General features: G+C 71.8%; 17 protein-coding genes, 1 tRNA gene and 1 riboswitch. Of the genes, 15 read left to right on the plus strand and 3 right to left on the minus strand.

What is annotated here, in order from left to right; genetic code table 11:
* Positions 1 to 153 precede the first annotated feature (153 nt).
* Positions 154 to 936 (plus strand): HNH endonuclease family protein, encoded by a 783-nt coding sequence (locus tag B086_RS0113420; RefSeq protein WP_026252387.1) that lies wholly within the window; start codon positions 154 to 156, stop codon positions 934 to 936.
* Between the two features lie 60 nt (positions 937 to 996).
* On the opposite strand, the gene B086_RS0113425 is transcribed toward B086_RS0113420, so the two are convergent.
* Entirely contained in the window at positions 997 to 1407 is a 411-nt protein-coding gene (locus B086_RS0113425; protein WP_018566930.1) for a hypothetical protein, read from the minus strand.
* Positions 1408 to 1554: 147 nt separating this feature from the next.
* On the opposite strand from B086_RS0113425, the gene B086_RS0113430 reads away from it, so the two are divergent.
* From B086_RS0113430 to B086_RS0113485, 12 genes are all read left to right on the plus strand, one after another.
* Positions 1555 to 2385: a glycoside hydrolase domain-containing protein gene (locus tag B086_RS0113430; RefSeq protein WP_026252388.1), complete on the plus strand. Its 831-nt coding sequence runs from the start codon at positions 1555 to 1557 to the stop codon at positions 2383 to 2385.
* Between the two features lie 149 nt (positions 2386 to 2534).
* Positions 2535 to 3179: a SurA N-terminal domain-containing protein gene (locus B086_RS0113435; protein WP_018566932.1), complete on the plus strand. Its 645-nt coding sequence runs from the start codon at positions 2535 to 2537 to the stop codon at positions 3177 to 3179.
* 118 nt (positions 3180 to 3297) lie between these two features.
* On the plus strand, positions 3298 to 4287 hold the full coding sequence (locus B086_RS0113440; RefSeq protein WP_018566933.1) for a nucleoside triphosphate pyrophosphohydrolase: 990 nt from the start codon (positions 3298 to 3300) through the stop codon (positions 4285 to 4287).
* 140 nt (positions 4288 to 4427) lie between these two features.
* On the plus strand, positions 4428 to 5810 hold the full coding sequence (locus B086_RS0113445; protein ID WP_018566934.1) for a cytochrome P450 family protein: 1383 nt from the start codon (positions 4428 to 4430) through the stop codon (positions 5808 to 5810).
* A gap of 166 nt (positions 5811 to 5976) precedes the next feature.
* Positions 5977 to 7194 (plus strand): transglycosylase family protein, encoded by a 1218-nt coding sequence (locus tag B086_RS0113450; protein ID WP_018566935.1) that lies wholly within the window; start codon positions 5977 to 5979, stop codon positions 7192 to 7194.
* A 182-nt stretch (positions 7195 to 7376) separates the two neighbouring features.
* A riboswitch (cyclic di-AMP (ydaO/yuaA leader) is annotated at positions 7377 to 7542 on the plus strand.
* Positions 7543 to 7546: 4 nt separating this feature from the next.
* Positions 7547 to 8290: a transglycosylase family protein gene (locus tag B086_RS0113455; RefSeq protein WP_018566936.1), complete on the plus strand. Its 744-nt coding sequence runs from the start codon at positions 7547 to 7549 to the stop codon at positions 8288 to 8290.
* A gap of 266 nt (positions 8291 to 8556) precedes the next feature.
* The gene (gene eno / locus B086_RS0113460; protein WP_199785692.1) at positions 8557 to 9837 is read left to right on the plus strand and encodes a phosphopyruvate hydratase; all 1281 of its coding nucleotides are present in this window, start codon (positions 8557 to 8559) and stop codon (positions 9835 to 9837) included.
* A gap of 147 nt (positions 9838 to 9984) precedes the next feature.
* Positions 9985 to 10461 (plus strand): FtsB family cell division protein, encoded by a 477-nt coding sequence (locus B086_RS0113465; protein ID WP_018566938.1) that lies wholly within the window; start codon positions 9985 to 9987, stop codon positions 10459 to 10461.
* 26 nt (positions 10462 to 10487) lie between these two features.
* Positions 10488 to 11063, plus strand: coding sequence for a DUF501 domain-containing protein (locus B086_RS0113470; protein ID WP_018566939.1), 576 nt, complete (start codon positions 10488 to 10490; stop codon positions 11061 to 11063).
* Positions 11060 to 12001 carry a Ppx/GppA phosphatase family protein gene (locus B086_RS0113475; RefSeq protein ID WP_018566940.1) on the plus strand — a complete coding sequence of 314 codons (942 nt, stop codon included), beginning with the start codon at positions 11060 to 11062 and terminating at the stop codon, positions 11999 to 12001. Before B086_RS0113470 ends, B086_RS0113475 begins: the two co-directional genes overlap by 4 nt.
* Positions 12002 to 12505: 504 nt before the next feature.
* The gene (locus tag B086_RS0113480) at positions 12506 to 13885 is read left to right on the plus strand and encodes an NAD(P)/FAD-dependent oxidoreductase (RefSeq protein ID WP_078531079.1); all 1380 of its coding nucleotides are present in this window, start codon (positions 12506 to 12508) and stop codon (positions 13883 to 13885) included.
* A gap of 221 nt (positions 13886 to 14106) precedes the next feature.
* Positions 14107 to 15414, plus strand: coding sequence for an SAM-dependent methyltransferase (locus B086_RS0113485; protein WP_018566942.1), 1308 nt, complete (start codon positions 14107 to 14109; stop codon positions 15412 to 15414).
* A gap of 77 nt (positions 15415 to 15491) precedes the next feature.
* On the opposite strand, the gene B086_RS0113490 is transcribed toward B086_RS0113485, so the two are convergent.
* Both B086_RS0113490 and B086_RS0113495 read right to left on the minus strand, forming a co-directional pair.
* Positions 15492 to 18023 carry an ABC transporter permease gene (locus tag B086_RS0113490; protein ID WP_018566943.1) on the minus strand — a complete coding sequence of 844 codons (2532 nt, stop codon included), beginning with the start codon at positions 18021 to 18023 and terminating at the stop codon, positions 15492 to 15494.
* Positions 18024 to 18160: 137 nt separating this feature from the next.
* Complete coding sequence (locus tag B086_RS0113495; RefSeq protein ID WP_018566944.1) at positions 18161 to 18931, minus strand: ABC transporter ATP-binding protein; 771 nt, start codon at positions 18929 to 18931, stop codon at positions 18161 to 18163.
* Positions 18932 to 19371: 440 nt separating this feature from the next.
* Here B086_RS0113495 and B086_RS0113500 point away from each other — a divergent pair.
* Together B086_RS0113500 and B086_RS0113505 are read left to right on the plus strand one after the other, a co-directional pair.
* Positions 19372 to 19457 (plus strand) — tRNA-Leu (locus B086_RS0113500).
* Positions 19458 to 19725: 268 nt separating this feature from the next.
* Positions 19726 to 21207 carry a sugar porter family MFS transporter gene (locus tag B086_RS0113505; protein ID WP_018566945.1) on the plus strand — a complete coding sequence of 494 codons (1482 nt, stop codon included), beginning with the start codon at positions 19726 to 19728 and terminating at the stop codon, positions 21205 to 21207.
* Positions 21208 to 21358: the final 151 nt, after the last annotated feature.

Below are 21358 nucleotides of genomic sequence, written 5' to 3' on the forward strand. Positions count from 1 at the left end.
CCCCAAGTGGGGCGCACATCTTCCTGGTTACGTTGGGCACAGACAAGTCAGGCCCGCACGGACCAGGGGCGGGCCGCGCAGGACAAGGCAAGGGGAGGGCCCATGGGCGTAGAGGTGTGTCGGGAAGCCGGTCGGAGGGGAGCGGGCCGGGCGATATCCCGTCCGCTCGTGCGCGGTGGCGCGGCGGTGTGCGCCGTCGCGGCCCTCACCTTCGTCGCCGGCTGCAAGAGCGACGACGCGCACAGCGCCGGGCCCGCCACGCGCAGCGGCGCACCGGCGGCCCCGGCCCCGTCATCGGACGGACACTCCGTCAGCCCGCTGGCCAACCCGGACGGGACCAAGCCGGGCCTGGCGCCGCTGACCAGCGACAGCGACCGGGCCGCGGCCCGCAAGCTCATCCAGACCGTGACGACGAAGGGCCGCGGCCCGAAGACCGGCTACTCCCGCGACAAGTTCGGGTACGCCTGGATGGACACGGCCGACGGCGTCCCCTGGTCGCACAACGGCTGCGACACGCGCAACGACCTGCTCAAGCGCGACGGCCAGAACCTCAGCTACCGCAAGGGCTCCAACTGCGTGGTCGTCTCCATGACCCTGCACGACCCGTACACGGGCAAGACCATCCAGTGGACCAAGGCGCACGCCACCACCGTCCAGATCGACCATGTGATGCCGCTGTCCTACGACTGGCAGATGGGCGCCGCGCACTGGACGAAGGACAAGCGCGAGCAGATCGCCAACGACCCGCTCAACCTCATCCCGGCCGACGGCCCGGCCAACTCCTCCAAGAGCGACTCAGGCCCGGCGACCTGGCTGCCGCCGAGCAAGGACGTCCGGTGCTCGTACAGCGTGCGGTTCGCGCAGGTCTCCCTGAAGTACAAGCTGCCGGTGACGACCGCCGACAAGCAGATGATGCTGAAGCAGTGCGGCGGCTGAGCCCGGCCGCGTGAGCGCCAGCGCCCCGGCCCCGGGAGCCGGGGCGCGCGTGACGCGGACTCAGGGCCCGTACGGACCGCGGTAGGGGTTCCCGTACGGGCCCGGGGCCGCGGCACCCCCCGGCACCGCCCCGTAGGCCCCGGCCCCGTGCGCCTGCGGTGCCGGAGCCGCGCCCGCGGCCCGCCGGTCGAACATCGCGAGGAGCAGCATCAGCGTCGCCGCCAGCAGGCACAGGATGATGACGATGCCGAGCACCGCGTCGCCGTCGTCCTGGTCGGGCAGGACGCTCATCCAGGTCACCGTCACCCCCTCGTACAGGGCGAAGGCGGCGAACGCGGCCCAGTCCGACCCGCGCCGCCGCCGGATCGCCACATACAGGAACGGCACCCACACCAGCAGGCCCAGCGAACCCCAGACCAGCACCGACCAGGCGATCCGCTGGACCCAGCCCGCCTCCAGACGCTTTTCCATCCCAACCCCCCACCCATCCGCCGCGATCGGGCGGCCACGAAACAGGGGGCAAGATTAAGCCACGGAACGGCACCCGTACTCTGCTCCGCAGGACACACACGCGCGGTCCGGGCACCTACGCGCCCGCGCGCAGAACAGGGGTGGGGGATGGCCGGACACCGGCAGTCCAGGAAGCGCAGATACCTCACATGGACGGTGGCGGGGGCCGCCGTCGTCGCGGGCGGCGGGATCGCGGCGCAGACCTCGATGGCCGCGACGAGCTGGCCCGCGCAGAAGACGTACACCGGCCGCGCCTTCGACACCTGCACCGCGCCCTCGCTGAACGCCATGAAGGCGTGGCGCACCGACGGCTACTACGGCGCCGCCGCCGTCTACATCGGCGGCAAGAACCGCGGCTGCGCCCAGCCCAACCTCACCGCCTCCTGGGTGAAGTCGGTCAGCTCCGCGGGCTGGAAGCTCATCCCGCTCTACGTCGGCGCCCAGCCGCCCTGCCAGAAGAGCGCCAACCCGGAGAAGCTCACCGCCGCCAACGCCAGGACGCTGGGCACCGCCGACGCCAAGGACGCCGTGGCCAAGGCGAAGGCCCTCGGGATGAAGGCCGGCAGCCCGGTCTACCTGGACATGGAGCCGTACGCCGTCACGGACAAGGCGTGCAACGACGCGGTGCTGGCCTACGTCCGCGCCTTCGGCAAGCAACTGCGCGCCCAGACGTACCGCTCGGGCTTCTACGGCTTCAGCAGCTCCAGCGCCAAGGCGATCGCCACCGCGAGCGACAAGACCGACCTGCCCGGCAACCTCTGGTACGCGCTGTGGGACAAGAAGGAGACCACCACCGCGGACTGGCCCTGGGGCAGGACGCAGTTCACCGATCACAGCCGCGCCCACCAGTACCTGGTGAACAGCAAGGAGACCCGGCGCGGCTACACCCTCACCGTCGACCGCGACGCGTGGGACGCCCCGGTGGCGATCACCGGCTGATCCGCCGGCCGGGGGAGAGCGGCGCGACGGTGCCCGAAGTGGCGGTGAATCGTTGGTCCAATGGCTTGGCCGGAGCACGGCCGCTGCCTACTATCGATCACCGCAAGACTTTGTGCACCGTCGCACAATCCCCACCCAGGGAGGCCCCCTTGCACCGCCGCCGTCGCACCGCGCTCGCCCTGTCCGCCGCGATCGTCGCGGCGGCCCCCGTCCTCACCGCCTGCGGCAGCGAGGCGCATCCCGGCGCCGCGGCCGTGGTGGGCGGGCAGCGGATCACCGTCGCACAGCTCCAGAGCCGGGTGGACGAGGTGCGCCGGGCGCAGCGGGCGGCGGTGGCCGACGAGACGCAGTACCAGCAGGCCGTCGCCCGCACCGGCACGCTGAACCGGGACACCCTGCACCAGATGGTGCTCGACCGGGTCCTGGACCGCACGGCGCGGGACGAGGGCGTCACCGTCACCCCGCGCGAGGTGCAGCAGCTGCGTTCCGGACTCGAACAGCAGGCGGGCGGCGCCAAGGCGCTGGAGACGGCCTGGCTCCAGCAGTACGGGGTGCCGCCGCAGCGCCTGGACGACAACCTCCGCCTCCAGGTGGAGGCGCAGAAGGTGGCGGCGAAGCTGCACACGGACCCCAGCCGCCCCGAGTTCTGGAACGCGCTGTCCGCCACCTCCGGGAAACTGGGCGTCGACCTGAATCCGCGCTACGGGGCCTGGGACGTGCGGAAGGGCGGCGTCGCCGCGAAGACCCCGTGGCTGCGGGACGTCTCGGCGTCCGCCGCCCAGCAGCCGGCCTGATCCCGGGACCGCACCGGCGCCCTTGCCGCGGCACGGGCGCCGGTGCGCCCCCGGACCTGTGGACAACCGCCTGTGGACAACTTCCGGGGCCGTCGGCGGGGTGCGTTACGTTCGAAGCGTGAACACGACCTCTGCCCCCGCCGCCGAGCCGGGCGCCGCCGCACCCGGCCGCATCGTCCTGCTGACCACCAGCCACCGGGTCGCCCCCGGACTGCTGTCCTGGCCCGCCTGGCAGGCGCTGCGCACCGCCGACCGGGTGCTGTGCGCGGACGCGGCGCACCCGCAGCTGCCGTATCTGCGCGAGGCGGGCATCACCGTGGCCGAGGCGTCCCCGACCGCCGAGGAGCTGGTGGCCGCCTGCGCCGGCGGCCGTACGGCGGTGGTCGTCGCAGGCGGTGAGGGCGAGCCCGCGCTCACCGACGGGCTCGCCCGGCTCGCCGGATCCGGTCGCGTCTCCATGCCGGAGCTGGAGCTGCTGCCCGCCTCCTACGACCTGCCCGGCGCCCGGCTGCTCGACCTCGTCCAGGTCATGGACCGCATCCGCGTGGAGTGCCCCTGGTCGGCGCAGCGGACCCACCGGGGCCTGGCCAAGTACGCCATCGAGGAGGCGTACGAGCTGGTGGAGGCGATCGAGGACGGCGACCGGGACGAGCTGCGCGAGGAGCTGGGCGACGTCCTGCTCCAGGTCGTCTTCCACGCCCGGATCGCCGAGGAGGACCCGGAGGAGCCGTTCTCCGTCGACGACGTGGCGGGCGGGATCGTCGCCAAGCTGATCCACCGCCATCCGCATGTCTTCGGCGAGGAGACGGCCGCGACCCCGGAGGAGGTCAAGGAGCACTGGCTGCGCACCAAGGCCGAGGAGAAGCAGCGCACCTCCGTCACGGAGGGCGTCCCCCTCCACCAGCCGGGCCTGGCCCTCGCGGCGAAGCTGGCGTCCCGGGTGCGCACCGCGGGTCTGGACGTGCCGCTGCCCCGGGGCGAGGGCATCGGCTACGAGCTGCTGGCCCTGGCCGCCCGCGCCGAGGCGGAGGGCGTCGACCCGGAGGCGGCCCTGAGAGCGGCGGCCCGAGCGTACCGGGACGCCATCAAGCAGAAGGAGACCGCCTGAGCCCCCGGCCCGGCCCCGGCAGCCGCCCGCCGCCGACCGCGCCCCGGCCACCGGCTTCCGGACCCCAGGCCTCCCCGTCTCCACTTCACCCGCCTCCACCCCACCCGTCTCCACCCGCCCCCGGCGGCTACTGTCGCCCCATGCACGACCAGCCGCCCGCCGCCTCCTCCACCCCGTCCGATCTCCCGCCGCCCCTGTTCACCTGGGAGTTCGCGAGCGATCCGTACCCGGCGTACGCCTGGCTGCGGGAGCACGCGCCCGTGCACCGCACCCGGCTGCCCAGCGGAGTGGAGGCATGGCTGGTCACCCGGTACGCCGACGCCCGGCAGGCCCTGGCCGACCCCCGGCTCTCCAAGAACCCGGCCCACCACGACGAGCCCGCGCACGCCAAGGGCAAGACCGGCATCCCCGGCGAGCGCAAGGCCGAGCTGATGACGCATCTGCTCAACATCGACCCGCCGGACCACACCCGGCTGCGGCGGCTGGTCAGCAAGGCGTTCACCCCCCGCAGGGTCGCCGAGTTCGCGCCGCGCGTGCAGGAGCTGGCGGACGGCCTCATCGCGTCCTTCGCCGGGCGCGGCACCGCCGACCTCATCCACGAGTTCGCGTTCCCGCTGCCCATCTACGCCATCTGCGACCTGCTCGGCGTCCCGCGCGAGGACCAGGACGACTTCCGGGACTGGGCGGGCATGATGATCCGTCACGGCAAGGGGCCCCGGGGCGGAGTGGCCCGGTCGGTGAAGAAGATGCGCGGCTATCTGGCCGAGCTGATCCACCGCAAGCGGGCCGCCCTGCCCGCCGAACCGGAGCCGGGCGAGGACCTCATCTCCGGGCTCATCCGCGCCTTTGACCACGGCGAGCACCTCACGGAGAACGAGGCCGCCGCGATGGCGTTCATCCTTCTCTTCGCCGGTTTCGAGACGACCGTCAACCTCATCGGCAACGGCATGTACGCCCTGCTCACCCACCCCGGTCAGCGGGCGCGGCTCCAGGAGTCGCTGGCCGCGGGGGAGAGCGGGCTGCTGGAGACCGGCGTCGAGGAGCTGCTGCGCTACGACGGGCCGGTGGAGCTGGCCACCTGGCGGTTCGCCACCCGGGCGCTCACGCTCGGCGGACAGGACATCGCCGCGGGCGATCCGGTGCTGGTGGTGCTGGCCGCCGCCGACCGCGACCCGGAGCGGTTCTCCCACCCCGACACGCTCGACCTCGCCCGCGGCGACAACCAGCACCTGGGGTACGGGCACGGCATCCACTACTGCCTGGGCGCCCCGCTCGCCCGCCTGGAGGGGCAGACCGCGCTGGCCACCCTGCTGACCCGGCTGCCCGACCTCCGCCTCGACGCGGAACCGGCCGAACTGCGCTGGCGCGGCGGGCTCATCATGCGCGGACTGCGGACCCTCCCGGTCGGCTTCACCCCCGTCCCGGTTCCCGCCTCTGCCCCCGCCCCCGGGCCGGCCCCCGCCCCCGGGCCGGCCCCCGCCCCCGGGACGACCACCGGGAACGGCCCCGTTCCCGGGCGCTGACGGCGGTGAACATGACGCGTGTTCAACTATGTGATGTTGATGTGATCTGCGCGGCATGAACTTGTGACAAGTGATCGTCACCCGATACTTTCACCCATCAGCGTGACGCCGGGGCCCTCCCGTCCCGCCGCCGCGCCGTCACTGCCGTCGTGCGAAAGGTCTCCAGATGCTCTCCGGGAACGGTCGTCACCGTCGCCCCCGCCAGGCTCCGGCCCTCCTCGTCGCCGCCGGAGTGACCGGCTCGGCCATCGCCATCCCGCTGGTCGCCGCGTCCGGCGCCAGCGCCGCCGACGGCACCACCTGGGACAAGGTGGCGCAGTGCGAGACCGGCGGCTCCTGGAGCGCCGACAACGGCCACGGCTACTACGGCGGCCTGATGCTCACCCAGGACGACTGGGAGGCGTACGGCGGCCTCTCCTACGCGGCCAGCGCCGACCAGGCCAGCCGCTCCCAGCAGATAGCCGTGGCCGAGAAGATCCTCGCCGACAAGGGGCCCGGCGCCTGGCACACCTGCGGGCTGCTGGCCGGGCTCACCAAGAGTTCCGGTACGGCCGACGTCGACACGGGCGTGGGCGGCGACTCCTCGGCGTCCGGCGCGGACGGATCCACCTCGTCGGACAAGGACGGCAAGGGCGACAAGGGAGATAAGGGGAGCAAGGGAGACAAGGACGACAAGGGCTCCACCTCGTCCGGAACCTCCGGTTCCACGGGCAAGGGCGGCGACTCCGGCGGCTCCGACGCGTCCGGGAAGCCTCGTACGGGCGAGGGCGGTCTGTCCGACTCGCCCCAGGACGCCGACAACTCATCCGGTTCGTCCGGCTCTTCGCCGGACACCACCCAAACGCCCGGATCCTCGCACGGGACCGATGCGTCGCACGGCGCCACCACCGGACCGTCCGGCGGCCCTTCCTCGCCCGCGACGACGGGCGGTCCGGCCGGGTCCGGCACCTCTCACGGCACCGGCACGCCCGATGCCACCTCGTCCACGGGCACCCGCACCGGCACCGGGGACCAGGATCGTGACAACTCCGGCGATGCGGACAACTACGTCCAGGACGTCGGCTCTTCGGCGCTCGTCGACACCGGCGCGCTCGGCTCCGGCGGCCGCCACCGCGGCGGCAGCGCCGACGAGGGCGCGACGGACGGCGCCGCGGACGCCACGGGCGGGCGGCACGCCTCCCGGGGCGGCGGCGCGCACGCCTCGTCCGCCGACTCCTACACCGTGCGCACCGGCGACTCGCTCACGTCCATCGCCGACTCCTTCGGCCTGCACGGCGGGTGGCACACGCTCTATGACGCCAACAAGGGCGCCATCGGGGCCGACCCGGACCACATCGTCGCCGGTCAGAGCCTGGATGTCCCCACCGAAAACGCCCAAAAGTAGCGGGAGTTCGCGTCATACTTCGCCTTGTATGTCCTATTCGGTGAAAGTGTGGGATGAGTCTCAGAAGCCCTGATCGTCTTTGAAATCCGGCGGATCACCTGTCTACGGTCATGACCGCTCGCCACCGCGAGCCCCGGCTGCCGCAACGCCGAATCCTGCCAGCGGCCGTACGGGAACAGTCGTCGCGTCAAGCGCCGCAGGCAGGAGCGGGGGACCCAAGGTAAGTGCCGCGCCGGGCAGTTGACCGGAGCGGCTGGGGGTGAAGCCGTGCCTCTCGGAAGGCACGGCCGGGCAACTCAACCGGCCCGAACCCGACAGCTCACCTCGCAGGCGTCGGTGAGGGGATCCTTCCATGCTGTTTTCCGGCAAGGGCAAGCACCGTCGTCCGTCCAAGGCCACTCGCGCCATCGCACTCGCCGGTGTCACCGGCGTCGCCGTCGCCGGCCCGCTGATGGCGGCCGGCAACGCCTCCGCCGCCACCGCCTCCGAGTGGGACGCGGTCGCCCAGTGCGAGTCCGGCGGCAACTGGTCGATCAACACCGGCAACGGCTTCTACGGCGGCGTCCAGTTCACCAACTCCACCTGGGCCGCCTTCGGTGGCACCGCCTACGCCCCGCGCGCCGACCTGGCCAGCAAGTCCCAGCAGATCGCCATCGCCGAGAAGGTCCTCGCGGGCCAGGGCAAGGGCGCCTGGCCGGTGTGCGGCAAGGGCCTGTCCGGCGCCGCGTACTCGGGCGGCAGCTCCTCGTCGTCCTCCTCTTCCTCGTCCTCCTCGTCTTCTTCCTCCTCTTCGTCGTCGTCCTCCTCTTCGTCGTCCTCGTCGAAGAAGAGCAGCACCACGACCCGCTCCACCGAGCAGCAGGCCGCGGGCCGCTCCGCCGACCGCCCGGCGCCGAAGAAGACCGTCACCACCCCCACCGGCAAGAAGGTGAAGAAGGGCGACGGCGAGTACAAGGTGACCGTCGGCGACTCGCTCAGCTCCATCGCCGCCGCCCACCACGTCCAGGGCGGCTGGGAGAAGCTCTTCCAGCTGAACAAGGACATCGTCGACGACGCCGACCTCATCTACCCGGGCCAGCAGCTGCACCTGAAGTAAGGCGCGGCGGCCACCGCCCCACCCCCCCCGTCCCCACGGGCTCCCCGCCCCGGCGCGTTCTCCCCCGTACGCGCCGGGGCGGGGGCATTTCACCTTCCGTTCGGACCCCCGTTCCCGTCTTCTTTGTTCCGTGCTGAAACAATGTGTACGGTCACTCTGTCCACGGGACGGTCGGTCGGCCGGTCGGCGGCCCGGGACGGTTAGGCTCTAGTCGCACGGCTCACAAGCCCCGCACTTTCAGCGTCACATCCACGAAGGAGATGCTCGTGCCGTCCATCGACGTCGTCGTAGCCCGGGAAATCCTGGACTCCCGAGGCAACCCCACGGTCGAGGTCGAGGTCGGCCTCGACGACGGCAGCACGGGTCGTGCCGCCGTCCCCTCCGGCGCCTCCACGGGCGCCTTCGAGGCCATCGAGCTGCGTGACGGTGACCCCAACCGTTACCAGGGCAAGGGTGTCGAGAAGGCCGTCCTCGCCGTCATCGAGCAGATCGGCCCGGAGCTCGTCGGCTACGACGCCACCGAGCAGCGCCTGATCGACCAGGCCATGTTCGACCTGGACGCCACCGACAACAAGGGCTCGCTCGGCGCCAACGCCATCCTCGGCGTCTCCCTCGCCGTCGCGCACGCCGCCTCCGAGGCGTCCGACCTCCCGCTCTTCCGCTACCTGGGCGGCCCCAACGCGCACCTGCTCCCGGTGCCGATGATGAACATCCTGAACGGCGGCTCGCACGCCGACTCCAACGTGGACATCCAGGAGTTCATGATCGCCCCGATCGGCGCGGAGTCCTTCTCCGAGGCCCTGCGCTGGGGCGCCGAGGTCTACCACACCCTCAAGAAGGTCCTGAAGAACAAGGGTCTGGCCACCGGTCTGGGCGACGAGGGCGGCTTCGCCCCGAACCTGGGCTCCAACCGCGAGGCCCTGGACCTGATCCTGGAAGCGGTCAAGGAAGCCGGCTACACCCCCGGCGAGCAGATCGCCCTCGCGCTCGACGTCGCCGCCTCCGAGTTCTACAAGGACGGCAAGTACCTCTTCGAGGGCAAGGAGCGCTCCGCCGCCGAGATGACGGAGTACTACGAGGAGCTGGTCGCGGCCTACCCGCTGGTCTCCCTCGAGGACCCGCTGTTCGAGGACGACTGGGCCGGCTGGAAGGTCCTCACCGACCGCCTCGGCGAGAAGGTCCAGATCGTCGGTGACGACCTGTTCGTCACCAACCCCGAGCGCCTGGCCCGCGGCATCGAGGAGGGCAGCGCCAACGCCCTGCTGGTGAAGGTGAACCAGATCGGTTCGCTCACCGAGACCCTGGACGCCGTCGAGCTGGCCCAGCGCAACGGCTTCAAGTGCATGATGTCGCACCGCTCCGGCGAGACCGAGGACGTCACCATCGCCGACCTCGCCGTCGCCACCAACTGCGGCCAGATCAAGACCGGCGCCCCGGCCCGCTCCGAGCGCGTCGCCAAGTACAACCAGCTGCTGCGCATCGAGGAGATCCTCGACGACGCCGCGGTGTACGCCGGCCGCAGCGCGTTCCCGCGCTTCAAGGGCTGAGCCGCGCGCCGGCCGAGCCCGTAAAAAGGTGAGGCCGAGCCAGTCGTCCGTACGTCCCCGCACCCGGTCCCGTACCGTGTCCGGGGACGTACGCACGTGTGAGCGGGCATGGACGGCATGCGCGGGGCAGGAACGGGAGGCGCGACGATGGCCGTGAAGGACCGGGACCGGTTCTCCACCGCGACCAGGCTCAGGCTGCTCGGTGAGCAGACCGCGGCCCGGGTCTACCGCTCCCAGACCCGGCGGCAGGCCCGCCGCTCCCGGCTCACCGGGCGCGCCGCGCTGCTCGCGCTCGTCGTCTGCTCGCTGGTGGTCGCCCTGGCGTACCCGATGCGCCAGTACGTCGCCCAGCGCGCCGACATCGCCGATCTGAGGCGGCAGAAGCAGCAGGCCCGCGAGCGGGTCGAGCAGTTGCGCGACCAGAAGGCGCGCTGGCAGGACGACGCCTACGCCCAGCAGCAGATCCGGCAGCGGCTGCACTACGTACTGCCCGGCGAGACCGGTTTCACGGTCGTCGACCCGGGCCCGGCCAAGCAGTCCCGCGCCGAGCAGGGGTCGGCCCGCCGCCCCTGGTACACCAACGTCTGGTACGGGGTCGACAAGTCCGACGCCGCCCGCCAGTGAACCGACAGAGAGACTTCCCCACAGGCATGGAAACGCCCCCGCCGCCCACCGAGCGCACCGAACCCACCGACGCGGACGTCGCGGCCTTCCGGCAGCAGCTCGGCCGGCCGCCGCGCGGACTGCGCGCCATCGCGCACCGCTGCCCGTGCGGGCAGCCGGACGTCGTGGAGACGGCCCCCCGGCTGCCCGACGGCACGCCCTTCCCGACGCTGTACTACCTGACGTGCCCGCGGGCGGCCTCGGCGATCGGCACGCTGGAGGCCGACGGCGTCATGAAGGAGATGACCGAGCGGCTGGCGAGCGATCCGGAGCTGGCGGCGGCCTACCGGGCGGCGCACGAGGACTACATCCGGCGCCGGGACGAGATCGAGGAGCTGACGGGCTTTCCGAGCGCGGGCGGCATGCCCGACCGGGTCAAGTGCCTGCACGTCCTGGTCGCCCACTCGCTGGCCGCCGGACCCGGCGTGAACCCGCTGGGCGACGAGGCCATCGCGATGCTGCCCGAGTGGTGGCGCAAGGGCCCGTGCGTGACCGTGCCCGAGGATCACGCGGACCGCACGGATCACGCGGACCGCACGGCCCGCACGGAGGGGGACGCATGACCAGGGTGGCCGCCGTCGACTGCGGGACGAACTCCATCCGTCTGCTCGTCGCGGACGCGAATCCGGAAACCGGCGAACTGGTCGACCTCGACCGGCGTATGACGATCGTGCGGCTCGGCCAGGGCGTCGACCGCACCGGCCGGCTCGCCCCCGAGGCGCTGGCGCGCACCTTCGCGGCCTGCCGGGAGTACGCGCAGGTCATCAAGGAGTACGGCGCCGAGCGGCTGCGGTTCGTGGCCACCTCCGCCTCCCGGGACGCGGAGAACCGGGACGAGTTCGTGCGCGGCGTGGTGGACATCCTGGGCGTGGAGCCCGAGGTGATCTCCGGCGACCAGGAGGCGGAGTTCTCGTTCACGGGTGCGACCAAGGAGCTGGCGGGGCGTACGGATCTGGCCACCCCGTTCCTGGTCGTGGACATCGGCGGCGGCTCCACGGAGTTCGTCGTGGGCGACGACCGGGTGCGCGCCGCCCGCTCGGTGGACGTGGGCTGTGTGCGGATGACCGAGCGTCACCTGGTCCGTGATGGGGTGGTGACCGACCCGCCCACCGAGGAGCAGATCGCCGCCGTACGGGCCGACATCGAGGCGGCCCTGGACCTGGCCGAGCGGTCGGTGCCGCTGCGCGATGCGCGCACCCTGGTGGGCCTGGCCGGTTCGGTGACCACGGTGTCGGCCGTCGCGCAGGAGCTGCCCGCCTACGACTCGGCCCGCATCCACCACTCCCGCGTCTCCCTGGACCGGGTCCGCGAGATCACAAGTGCGCTGCTCCGCGCCACCCATGCCGAGCGCGCCGCCATCCCCTCGCTGCACCCGGGCCGCGTCGACGTCATCGGCGCGGGCGCTCTGGTCCTGCTGGCCGTGATGGAGCGCGTCGGTGCCACGGAGGTCGTGGTGAGCGAGCACGACATCCTCGACGGGATCGCCTGGTCCGTGGCGTAGCCCGGTTGGACCGCGGTCCCGGCGGCGGAGGCCGCCGGGGCACCGCGCGCACCGTCCGGGGCGGCCCGGCGCACCCCCGTTCCTACCCATTGGTAACCTCTGCTGAGCAGGCGCGACAACGCATGAGCGGGCCGGGGCGGGGGTTCCGGGCGGACGGATGACGCGCCGTCGGAAAACTTCGTGAAGTTCTTCACAAGGAATTCGGTCCGGCAGGGCGATCCGGGCCCTCCGGCGGCCCCGTGGAGGGGGTTTACGGGGTGCGGAAGGTGTTCGGGGTCGTGTCCGGACGGGGTCCCGTGAGAGGGTCCTGCGGCGGCCCTCCGGAGCCTTCCGGGGATCGGAGCGGCAGCTCACGCGCCCTTGACAACGTCCCAAGTCGCCCATCGGTTCGCTTCCACGATCATGATCTGCGTCACGAGGGGCGCGGAGTTTAACACAGGCCCTCCCGAAGCTTGTGAAGGGGCGCACGAGGCACCCCCCGGGAACAGGTGGATACTCGATGCCATGAGCACCACGGAGCGTCCCAGGATCCTCGTAGTAGGCGGTGGGTACGTAGGCCTGTACGCAGCTCGGCGCATTCTCAAGAAGATGCGCTACGGAGAGGCGACCGTCACGGTCGTCGACCCCCGGTCGTACATGACCTACCAGCCCTTCCTCCCCGAAGCCGCCGCCGGCAGCATCTCCCCGCGGCACGTCGTCGTCCCCTTGCGGCGCGTGCTCCCCAAGGCGGAGGTCCTCACCGGCCGGGTCACCACCATCGACCAGGACCGCAAGGTTGCCACGATCGCCCCGCTGGTGGGCGAGGCGTACGAGCTGCCGTTCGACTACCTGGTCATCGCCATGGGCGCGGTCTCCCGCACCTTCCCGATCCCCGGCCTCGCCGAGCAGGGCATCGGCATGAAGGGCATCGAGGAGTCCATCGGCCTGCGCAACCACGTCCTCGAACAGCTCGACAAGGCCGCCTCGACCACCGACGAGGAGATCCGCCGCAAGGCGCTCACCTTCGTCTTCGTCGGCGGCGGCTTCGCCGGTGCGGAGACCATCGGCGAGGTCGAGGACATGGCCCGGGACGCGGCCAAGTACTACACCGACGTGTCCCGCGAGGACATGCGCTTCATCCTGGTCGACGCCGCCGACAAGATCCTCCCCGAGGTCGGCCCCAAGCTCGGCCAGTACGGCAAGGAGCACCTGGAGAGCCGCGGTGTGGAGATCTACCTCTCCACCTCCATGGACTCCTGCGTCGACGGCCACGTGGTGCTGAAGAACGGCCTGGAGGTCGATTCCAACACCATCGTGTGGACGGCCGGCGTCAAGCCCAACCCGGTGCTGTCCCGCTTCGGTCTGCCGCTCGGCCCGCGCGGTCACGTCGACTGCGCGCCGACGCTCCAGGTGCAGGGCACCGACTACATCTGGGCCGCGGGCGACAACGCCCAGGTGCCGGACCTGGTCGGCCGCAAGGCGGGCAACGAGAACGCCTGGTGCCCGCCGAACGCCCAGCACGCGCTGCGCCAGGCCAAGGTCCTCGGCGACAACGTGATCTCCGGTATGCGGGGCTTCCGGCAGAAGGACTACAGCCACGCCAACAAGGGCGCGGTCGCGGGCCTCGGCCTGCACAAGGGCGTCGCGATGATCGTCATGGGCAAGATGAAGATCAAGCTCAAGGGCCGTCTCGCCTGGTACATGCACCGCGGCTACCACGGTCTGGCCATGCCGACCTGGAACCGGAAGATCCGCATCTTCGCGGACTGGACCCTCGGCATGTTCCTCAAGCGCGAGGTCGTCTCGCTGGGCGCCATGGAGAACCCCCGCGAGGAGTTCTACGAGGCCGCCAAGCCCGCCCCGGTCCCCGCGCAGAAGACCGAGGAGAAGGCCAAGGCGTCCTGACGCCAGGCCCGAACACCCTCTACTGAAGGGGCCGCCCGCCATCCGTGGTGCGGGCGGCCCCTTCGGCGTGTCCGGCCCCGGGCCGCCCGGCGCCGCCCCCAATACGTGGTCGCTGCAACTACTTTGCCCGTTCATGACCCGCGTGCGGGACTGCGCCAGGGCTCTCGCGGTGTTTACGTGGTGGATGACATCCGGCGTTCGCCGTCACGGAGGTGTGCACCATGCCCGACGCCGCGCTGCGGCTCACAAGACTCCTCGAACAGCTGCTGGGAGCACCGCTCCCGGTGCGCATCCGCGCCTGGGACGGCACGGAGGCGGGCCCGCCCGGCGCCCCCGTGCTCGTCGTCCGCAACCGCCGCGCCCTGCGCCGCCTGCTGTTCAAGCCCGGCGAACTGGGCCTGGCCCGCGCCTGGGTCGCCGGTGACCTCACCGTGGACGGCGACCTCTACACCGCCCTCGGCCTGCTCTCCGGGCTGATCTGGGACCGCGGCGAGGACAGCCGCGGCCTGGCCGCCGCCCTGCGCGACCCGTCGGTACGCTCCGCGGTCGCGGGCCTGGTGAGGATGGCGGGCCCGCCGCTGCCGCCCGCCCCGCCCGCCGAGGAGGTCCGCCGCCCCGGCCACCTGCACACCAAGCGCACCGACAAGCGCGCCATCAGCCACCACTACGACGTCGGCAACGACTTCTACGAGCTCGTCCTCGGCCCGTCCATGGTCTACTCCTGCGCCTACTGGCCGGCCCCCGAGCCCGGCGCCACCCTCGAACAGGCGCAGCACGACAAGCTCGAACTCGTCTCCCGCAAGCTGGACCTGAAGCCCGGCCGGCGCCTGCTCGACGTCGGCTGCGGCTGGGGCTCCATGGCCGTCCACGCGGCCCGCGAGCACGGCGTGAGCGTCGTCGGCGTCACCCTCTCCCAGGAGCAGGCGGCCTACGCCAGGAAGCGCGTCGCCGACGAGGGGCTGACCGACCGGGTGGAGATCCGCGTCCAGGACTACCGGGACGTGAGCGACGGACCGTACGACGCCATCTCCTCCATCGGCATGGCCGAACACGTCGGCGCCGAACGCTATCTGGAGTACGCCGCCGACCTCCACGCCCTGCTCAAGCCGGGCGGTCGGCTGCTCAACCATCAGATCGGCCGCCGCCCGCAGCGCGACGAGTCGACGTACCGGGTGGACGAGTTCATCGACGCCTACGTCTTCCCGGACGGCGAACTCGCGCCCGTCGGCACCACCGTCACGCAGCTGGAGCGCGCCGGGTTCGAGGTGCGCGACGTGGAGTCGATCCGCGAGCACTACGCGCTCACCCTGCGCCGCTGGGTCGCCAACCTGGAGCAGCACTGGGACCGTGCCGTACGGCTCACCAGCCCCGGCCGCGCCCGCGTCTGGCAGCTGTACATGGCGGCCTCCGCGCTCGCCTTCGAACGCAACCGCATCGGCGTCAACCAGGTGCTCGCGGTGAAGACCCCCGACTCCGGTGCCTCGGGGATGCCGCTGCGCGCCCGCACCTGGGGCGCGCCGGACGCCTAGGAACCGCCGGGCCAGGACGCGGGAGGGGCCCGTTCCGCGCCGGAACGGGCCCCTCCCGCGGCTGTCCGCGGGGCGGATCACTGCGCCTTGATGGCCTGGAGCATGTTCAGCCGGGCCGCGCGGCGGGCGGGCCACAGGGCGGCCAGCACCCCGACCAGCGCCGCCAGCAGCAGGAAGACCGCCATCCGGCCCCACGGCAGGATCAGCTCGTACGTCGCCATCTTGGAGCCGACCAGCTGACCGGTCGCCCAGCCGAAGAACACGCCGAGACCGATGCCGAGGACACCGCCGAACAGGGCGATCACCAGGGACTCCAGGCGGACCATCCGCTTGATGCCCTTGCGGTCCAGGCCGATCGCGCGGAGCATCCCGATCTCCTGCGAGCGCTCGAAGACCGACATCGCCAGGGTGTTGATCACCCCGAGGACCGCCACGATCACCGCCATGGCGAGCAGGCCGTAGAGCATGTTCAGCATGAGCGTGAACGCCTGGGCGATCTCGCTGGAGATGTCCTTCTTGTCCTGGATCTTGATGGCCGGGTTGGAGCCGAGCGCCTTGACCAGCTTGTCCTTGGCGGCGGCGGAGGTGCCGTCGGCGGTCTTGACCATGACCTGCATGTCGGTGGCGTCGGCCCGCAGGTGCGGGGCGAGGGTGGCGTTGTCGAGCATGATCCCGCGGATCATGGCGTTGCCCTTGTAGACCCCGGCGACGGTGAGCTGCTGCTTCCTGCCGTCCTCGTAGGAGACGGTGAAGGCGGAGCCCGCGCTCCAGCGGTGGTCCTTGGCGGTGCTGTCGTCCACCACGACCCGGTCGCCGCCGACGGTGAACGCGCCCTCCTCGACGTCCAGGTCGGTCAGCTTGCGGATGGCGGAGCCGTTGACACCGGTCAGGTACTCGGTCTGCCCGCCGATCCGGGAGGGCGCGTTGCGCAGCGGGCTGGTGGCGGTGACGCCCTCGGCGCGGCTCAGCTTCTTGTCGACGTCCGGGGAGAGGCCGTTGCCGTTGGCCATCGACACCACGTAGTCGGCGCGGATCGCGGAGGCGGCCAGCTTGTCGATCGCGTGCTGGAGGCTGCCGGCCATCACCGTCATCCCGGTGATCAGGGTCAGCCCGATCATCAGCGCGGACGCGGTCGCCGCCGTGCGGCGCGGGTTGCGCACCGAGTTCTGCCGGGCCAGCTTGCCCGAGACACCGAACAGGCGCAGCACCGGGGCCGCGGCGGCGATCAGCGGCCGGGACAGCAGCGGGGTCAGGACGAACACGCCGATGATCAGCAGCACCGCGCCGAGTCCCATGGGGGCCTGGGCGGCGTCGGTGTCCATCGTGGTGGCCGCGATCACCACCGTGACACCGGCCGCCGCGAACAGCGCGCCGATCGTGTTGCGCAGCACCAGCGACTTGGTGGTGGCCTGGGCGTGCAGGCTGCTCATCGCCGCCACCGGCGGGATCTTCGCGGCCCGGCGGCCGGGCAGCCACGCGGCCAGCATGGTCACGAGGACGCCGACGGCGAGCGCGGCGACGACCGTGCCGGGCGTGATGACCAGCGGCCCGTCGGGCACGGTGGCGCCGAACGTGCCCATCAGACCCTTCAGGCCCGCACCGATGCCGATACCGGCCAGCAGACCGGTCACGGCGGCCACCGCGCCCACCACGAACGCCTCGACCAGCACCGAGCGGGTGACCTGGCGGCGCGAGGCGCCGACCGCGCGCAGCAGCGCCAGCTCCTTGGTGCGCTGGGCGACCAGCATGGTGAAGGTGTTGGCGATGATGAAGGTGCCGACGAAGAGCGCGATCCCGGCGAAGACCAGCAGGCCCTGCTTCATGCTGCTCATCGCCGAGGAGATCGTCTTCGCCTGGTCGTCGGCGAGCTTCTCGGCCGTGGTGGTCTCGGTCCTGCCCTTCGGCAGCACCGCGTCCAGCTGCGCCTTCAGCGTGCTCTGGCTGACACCGGCCTTCGCCTTCACGTCGATCTCGTCGTACGTGCCCGGCTTGCCGAACAGCTGCTGCGCGGTGGCCGTGTCGAACAGGGCGAGGCTGCCGCCGGCGGCGACGTTGCCGTCGTCGGTGCTGAAGATGCCGCTGACGGTGGGGGTGAGGACGGGGCCGTCGACGGAGACGCGCACGGTGTCGCCGACCTTGTAGCCGGCCCGGCGGGCGGTGTCGGAGTCGATCAGCACCTGGTCCTTGCCGTGCGGGACGGTGCCGGAGACCAGCGGGTAGCGCGGGTCCTTCGCGCCCCAGTAGTTGCCGCCCTGGGACTGGTAGCCGCCGCCGATCAGCTTGCCGTCCTTGTCGGCGATCGCGGTGAAGCCGTGCACGACGCCGAGCGCCGAGTCCGCGCCCGGCACCCGGGCGCTCCGGTTGAGCAGCGCCTGCGTGAGGTCCGGCGTCGTGCCGACCCGGTCGCCCTTGCTGTCCTGGTGCTTCGGCTCGACGGCCACGTCGACATGGCCGAAGCCCTTGGCGGAGCTGTTCTGGTAGGCGTCGGAGATGGTGTTGGTGAAGACCAGGGTCCCCGACACGAACGCGACGCCGAGCATCACGGCGAGCACGGTCATGAGGAGCCGGGCCTTGTGCGCGAGTACGTTGCGCAAGGCGGTGCGGAACATGGTTGTCCAGTCCAGGTGTACGAGGTGGGGGTGCGGCGGGCCCGCGGGCGGGACCGTGCCGGCCGGCGCCGCCCCGGGCGGGCCGGCGGGGGTGCGGCCCCGGGCGTCCAGGCCGGTCCGGCCGGGGGCGGGGCGCGTCAGCTGGTGCGGCCCTTGGCGTCGAACTGCTTCATGCGGTCCAGCACGGAGTCCGCCGTCGGCCCGTACACCTCGTCGACGATCCGGCCGTCGGCCAGGAACACCACGCGGTCCGCGTACGCCGCCGCCACCGGGTCGTGGGTGACCATCACCACGGTCTGGCCCAGCTCGCGCACGGAGTTGCGCAGGAAGCCGAGGACCTCGGCCCCCGAGCGCGAGTCGAGGTTCCCGGTCGGCTCGTCACCGAAGATGATGTCCGGCTTGGAGGCCAGGGCACGGGCCACGGCGACACGCTGCTGCTGGCCGCCGGAGAGCTGCGAGGGACGGTGGCTCAGGCGCCCGGACAGCCCGATCATGTTGATGACGGTGTCCAGCCACTGCTTGTCCGGCTTGCGGCCCGCGATGTCCATGGGCAGCGTGATGTTCTCCAGCGCCGTCAGCGTCGGCAGCAGGTTGAACGCCTGGAAGATGAACCCGATCTTGTCCCGGCGCAACTTGGTGAGCTGCTTGTCCTTCAGGGATCCCAGCTCGGTGTCGCCGATGCGCACCGAACCGGAGGAGAAGGTGTCCAGGCCCGCGACGCAGTGCATCAGCGTGGACTTGCCGGACCCGGAGGGGCCCATGATCGCGGTGAACTCGGCCTGCGCGAAGTCGACGGAGACCCGGTCGAGGGCGACCACCTGGGTCTCGCCCTGTCCGTAGATCTTCGACAGATCCGTGGCGCGCGCGGCCACTGCGGTGGCGCGTCCGGCGATGGAAGAGGTGGTCACGGGGGCTGCTCCTGTCGGGACGGAGATACTCGGCTGTGGGTTCTCGGTTTCCCCGTTCCCGGGGATGTCTTCCATGGTTCCCGCCGATCCGGTCCGTGAAGTCAGCCGCTGTTCCGGTTCCGGGGGGCGACTCGGGTCGCACCGCGGTCGCCCGCGTCATACCTGGGGATGACGCCGGCCCCCGAGAGCGATCCGGACGCTTCGCCCGGAAGGGGGAGGTCAGGAACAGGTGGAGCGTCCTTGTTCGGACGGTGAAATTCCGTCATTCCGCATGCACGGGCGCTTGTCGGCCGTAACGCTGTTGGCAAGTGCCGATGGCGTCTTCCGTGTGCTGATGCACCCTCAGACGCCAATAAAATAAGACAACATCGGTCCGCCTGCCCGATGCCCGAAGGGTGCTCCCCGATAGGCTCGGAACCTCAGCGCGGTGCCCATGGCCTGCCCGGATGGTGGAATGCAGACACGGCGAGCTTAAACCTCGCTGCCCCTCGCGGGCGTACCGGTTCAAGTCCGGTTCCGGGCACCACCGCAGCAGCGGCGCCGACACGGTGGAACGGCCGTTCGGTGCTGCCCGTCACACGTGTCACCGGCCCCTCGGGGGCCGCCTTCGGCGTGCCCCCGGCGCGTGCATATGCCCATCACATATACCAGAAAGAGCCGGAACCCGGCCCGCGCCCGCCCCCGCGTCGTCCGCCGAGCCGCAGCGCGTCCGGGTGACGGCTGTTTCCGTCCGGTCCGCGTACGGAATGCCTTGGCTCGCACCGTGCTGCGCACTCAGGACAGGGGGCGGTCAGATGCAGGGCTTCTCCCGTGAGCCGGGGACGCAGGGGCCGCTCGTCCGCCTGGAGGCCGGGGGGAAGCGGAAGATCTACCGGTGGGCCGGGACGATCGCGGTCGGCGGATTCCTCTTCGGGTACGACACCGGTGTCGTCTCGGGCGCCCTGCTCTTCGTCACCAGGGACTTCCGGCTGTCCGCCGCCCAGCAGGGCAGCATCGTCAGCGTCCTGCTGCTGGGCGCGATGACCGGCGCGCTGCTGGCGGGGCGGCTCGCCGACGGGCTCGGCCGCAGGAAGGCGGTCGCCGTCGAGGGCGCCGTCTTCGTCGTCGGCACCGCCATCGCCGCCACCGCGCCCGGCTACGCGCAACTGCTGGTCGGCCGGGTCGTCCTCGGTCTGGCGGTCGGCGCGGCGTCGGCCACGGTCCCGGTGTACCTCGCGGAGATCTCCCCGACCGATATCCGCGGACGCGTGCTCAGCGCCAACCAGCTCATGATCACCACCGGCATCCTCGTCTCCTACCTGGTCGACCTGGCCTTCTCCCGTGCGGGCGACTGGCGCGTCATGTTCGCCCTCGGCGCCGTCCCGGCCGTCCTGCTGAGCCTCGGCGTCCTCCTCACGGTCCCCGAGTCGCTGCCCTGGCTGGTCCGGGGCGGGCAGTGGGACCGGGCGCGCGCGGTGCTGTGCCGGGTCATGCCGCGGGAGGAGGCGGAGCGGCTGGTGGCCGACCTGAAGGAGCGGCAGGGGCGCGGCCCGAACGGGGGAGCCGGGGGAGCGCAGGGGCGCCCGCGGGCGCAGAACCGGCGCACGCTGCTGGACCGGAGCATGCGGCCGGCCCTGGTCGTCGCCCTGGGCATGGCCGTCGTCCAGCAGTTCGGCGGGATCAACACGATCATCTACTACGCCCCGACCATCATCGAGCAGACCGGGCTCAGCGCCTCGAACTCGATCTTCTACTCCGTCTTCATCGGCGCCATCAACCTGGTGATGACCGTCGTCGCGTCCCGGCTGATCGACCGCGCCGGGCGGCGGACCCTGCTGCTGGTCTCGCTGTCCGGCATGGCGCTCACGGTCGCGCTGCTCGGGATCAGCTTCATGGCGGGCTGGAACTCCGAACTGTCCCTGCTCTGCATGCTCCTGTACATCGCCGTCTACGCCGGCGGCCTCGGCCCCGTCTTCTGGGTCCTGGTCGGCGAGGTGTTCCCGCCGGCCTCCCGCGCCCTGGGCTCCAGCACGGCCACCACCGCCAACTGGGTCTCCAACTTCGCCGTCAGCCAGGCGTTCCTGCCGCTGGTCGCCGTCCTCGGGCAGGGCGAGACCTTCCTCGTCTTCGCCGTCATCTGCTTCCTCGGCCTGCTGTTCGTGGCCCGGTTCGTCCCGGAGACCAAGGACCGCACGCCGGAAGAGATCGGGGCCGCTCTCGGGGCCCGCTTCGGCCGCTCCCGCCCCGGGCCGGAACGCCCCCGTACCGGCGCCGACCGTACCGGCGGCGGACACTGACGGGCTACTGACGGGCTCCCGCCCCGGCTTCTGAGTCGCCGTACTCAGACCGGCCCCGGCGCACCCCCGCGCACCTGCTCAGCCCCGCCTGGGCACCGGGCCGGTGCGGATGAGTGGGCGTACGGCTGCCGCCCGGCAGGCCGGGGGCGGC

This window comes from Streptomyces sp. PsTaAH-124 (assembly GCF_000373685.1).
Taxonomy (GTDB): domain Bacteria; phylum Actinomycetota; class Actinomycetes; order Streptomycetales; family Streptomycetaceae; genus Streptomyces; species Streptomyces andamanensis.

Coding starts and splice junctions, on each gene's coding strand:
- B086_RS0113425 (WP_018566930.1), bottom strand. CDS start 1,407: ATGGAAAAGCGTCTGGAGGCGGGCTGGGTCCAGCGGATCGCCTGGTCG.
- B086_RS0113465 (WP_018566938.1), top strand. CDS start 9,985: ATGGCCGTGAAGGACCGGGACCGGTTCTCCACCGCGACCAGGCTCAGG.
- B086_RS0113475 (WP_018566940.1), top strand. CDS start 11,060: ATGACCAGGGTGGCCGCCGTCGACTGCGGGACGAACTCCATCCGTCTG.
- B086_RS0113470 (WP_018566939.1), top strand. CDS start 10,488: ATGGAAACGCCCCCGCCGCCCACCGAGCGCACCGAACCCACCGACGCG.
- B086_RS0113505 (WP_018566945.1), top strand. CDS start 19,726: ATGCAGGGCTTCTCCCGTGAGCCGGGGACGCAGGGGCCGCTCGTCCGC.
- B086_RS0113445 (WP_018566934.1), top strand. CDS start 4,428: ATGCACGACCAGCCGCCCGCCGCCTCCTCCACCCCGTCCGATCTCCCG.
- B086_RS0113485 (WP_018566942.1), top strand. CDS start 14,107: ATGCCCGACGCCGCGCTGCGGCTCACAAGACTCCTCGAACAGCTGCTG.
- B086_RS0113480 (WP_078531079.1), top strand. CDS start 12,506: ATGAGCACCACGGAGCGTCCCAGGATCCTCGTAGTAGGCGGTGGGTAC.
- B086_RS0113450 (WP_018566935.1), top strand. CDS start 5,977: ATGCTCTCCGGGAACGGTCGTCACCGTCGCCCCCGCCAGGCTCCGGCC.
- B086_RS0113430 (WP_026252388.1), top strand. CDS start 1,555: ATGGCCGGACACCGGCAGTCCAGGAAGCGCAGATACCTCACATGGACG.
- B086_RS0113455 (WP_018566936.1), top strand. CDS start 7,547: ATGCTGTTTTCCGGCAAGGGCAAGCACCGTCGTCCGTCCAAGGCCACT.
- B086_RS0113490 (WP_018566943.1), bottom strand. CDS start 18,023: ATGTTCCGCACCGCCTTGCGCAACGTACTCGCGCACAAGGCCCGGCTC.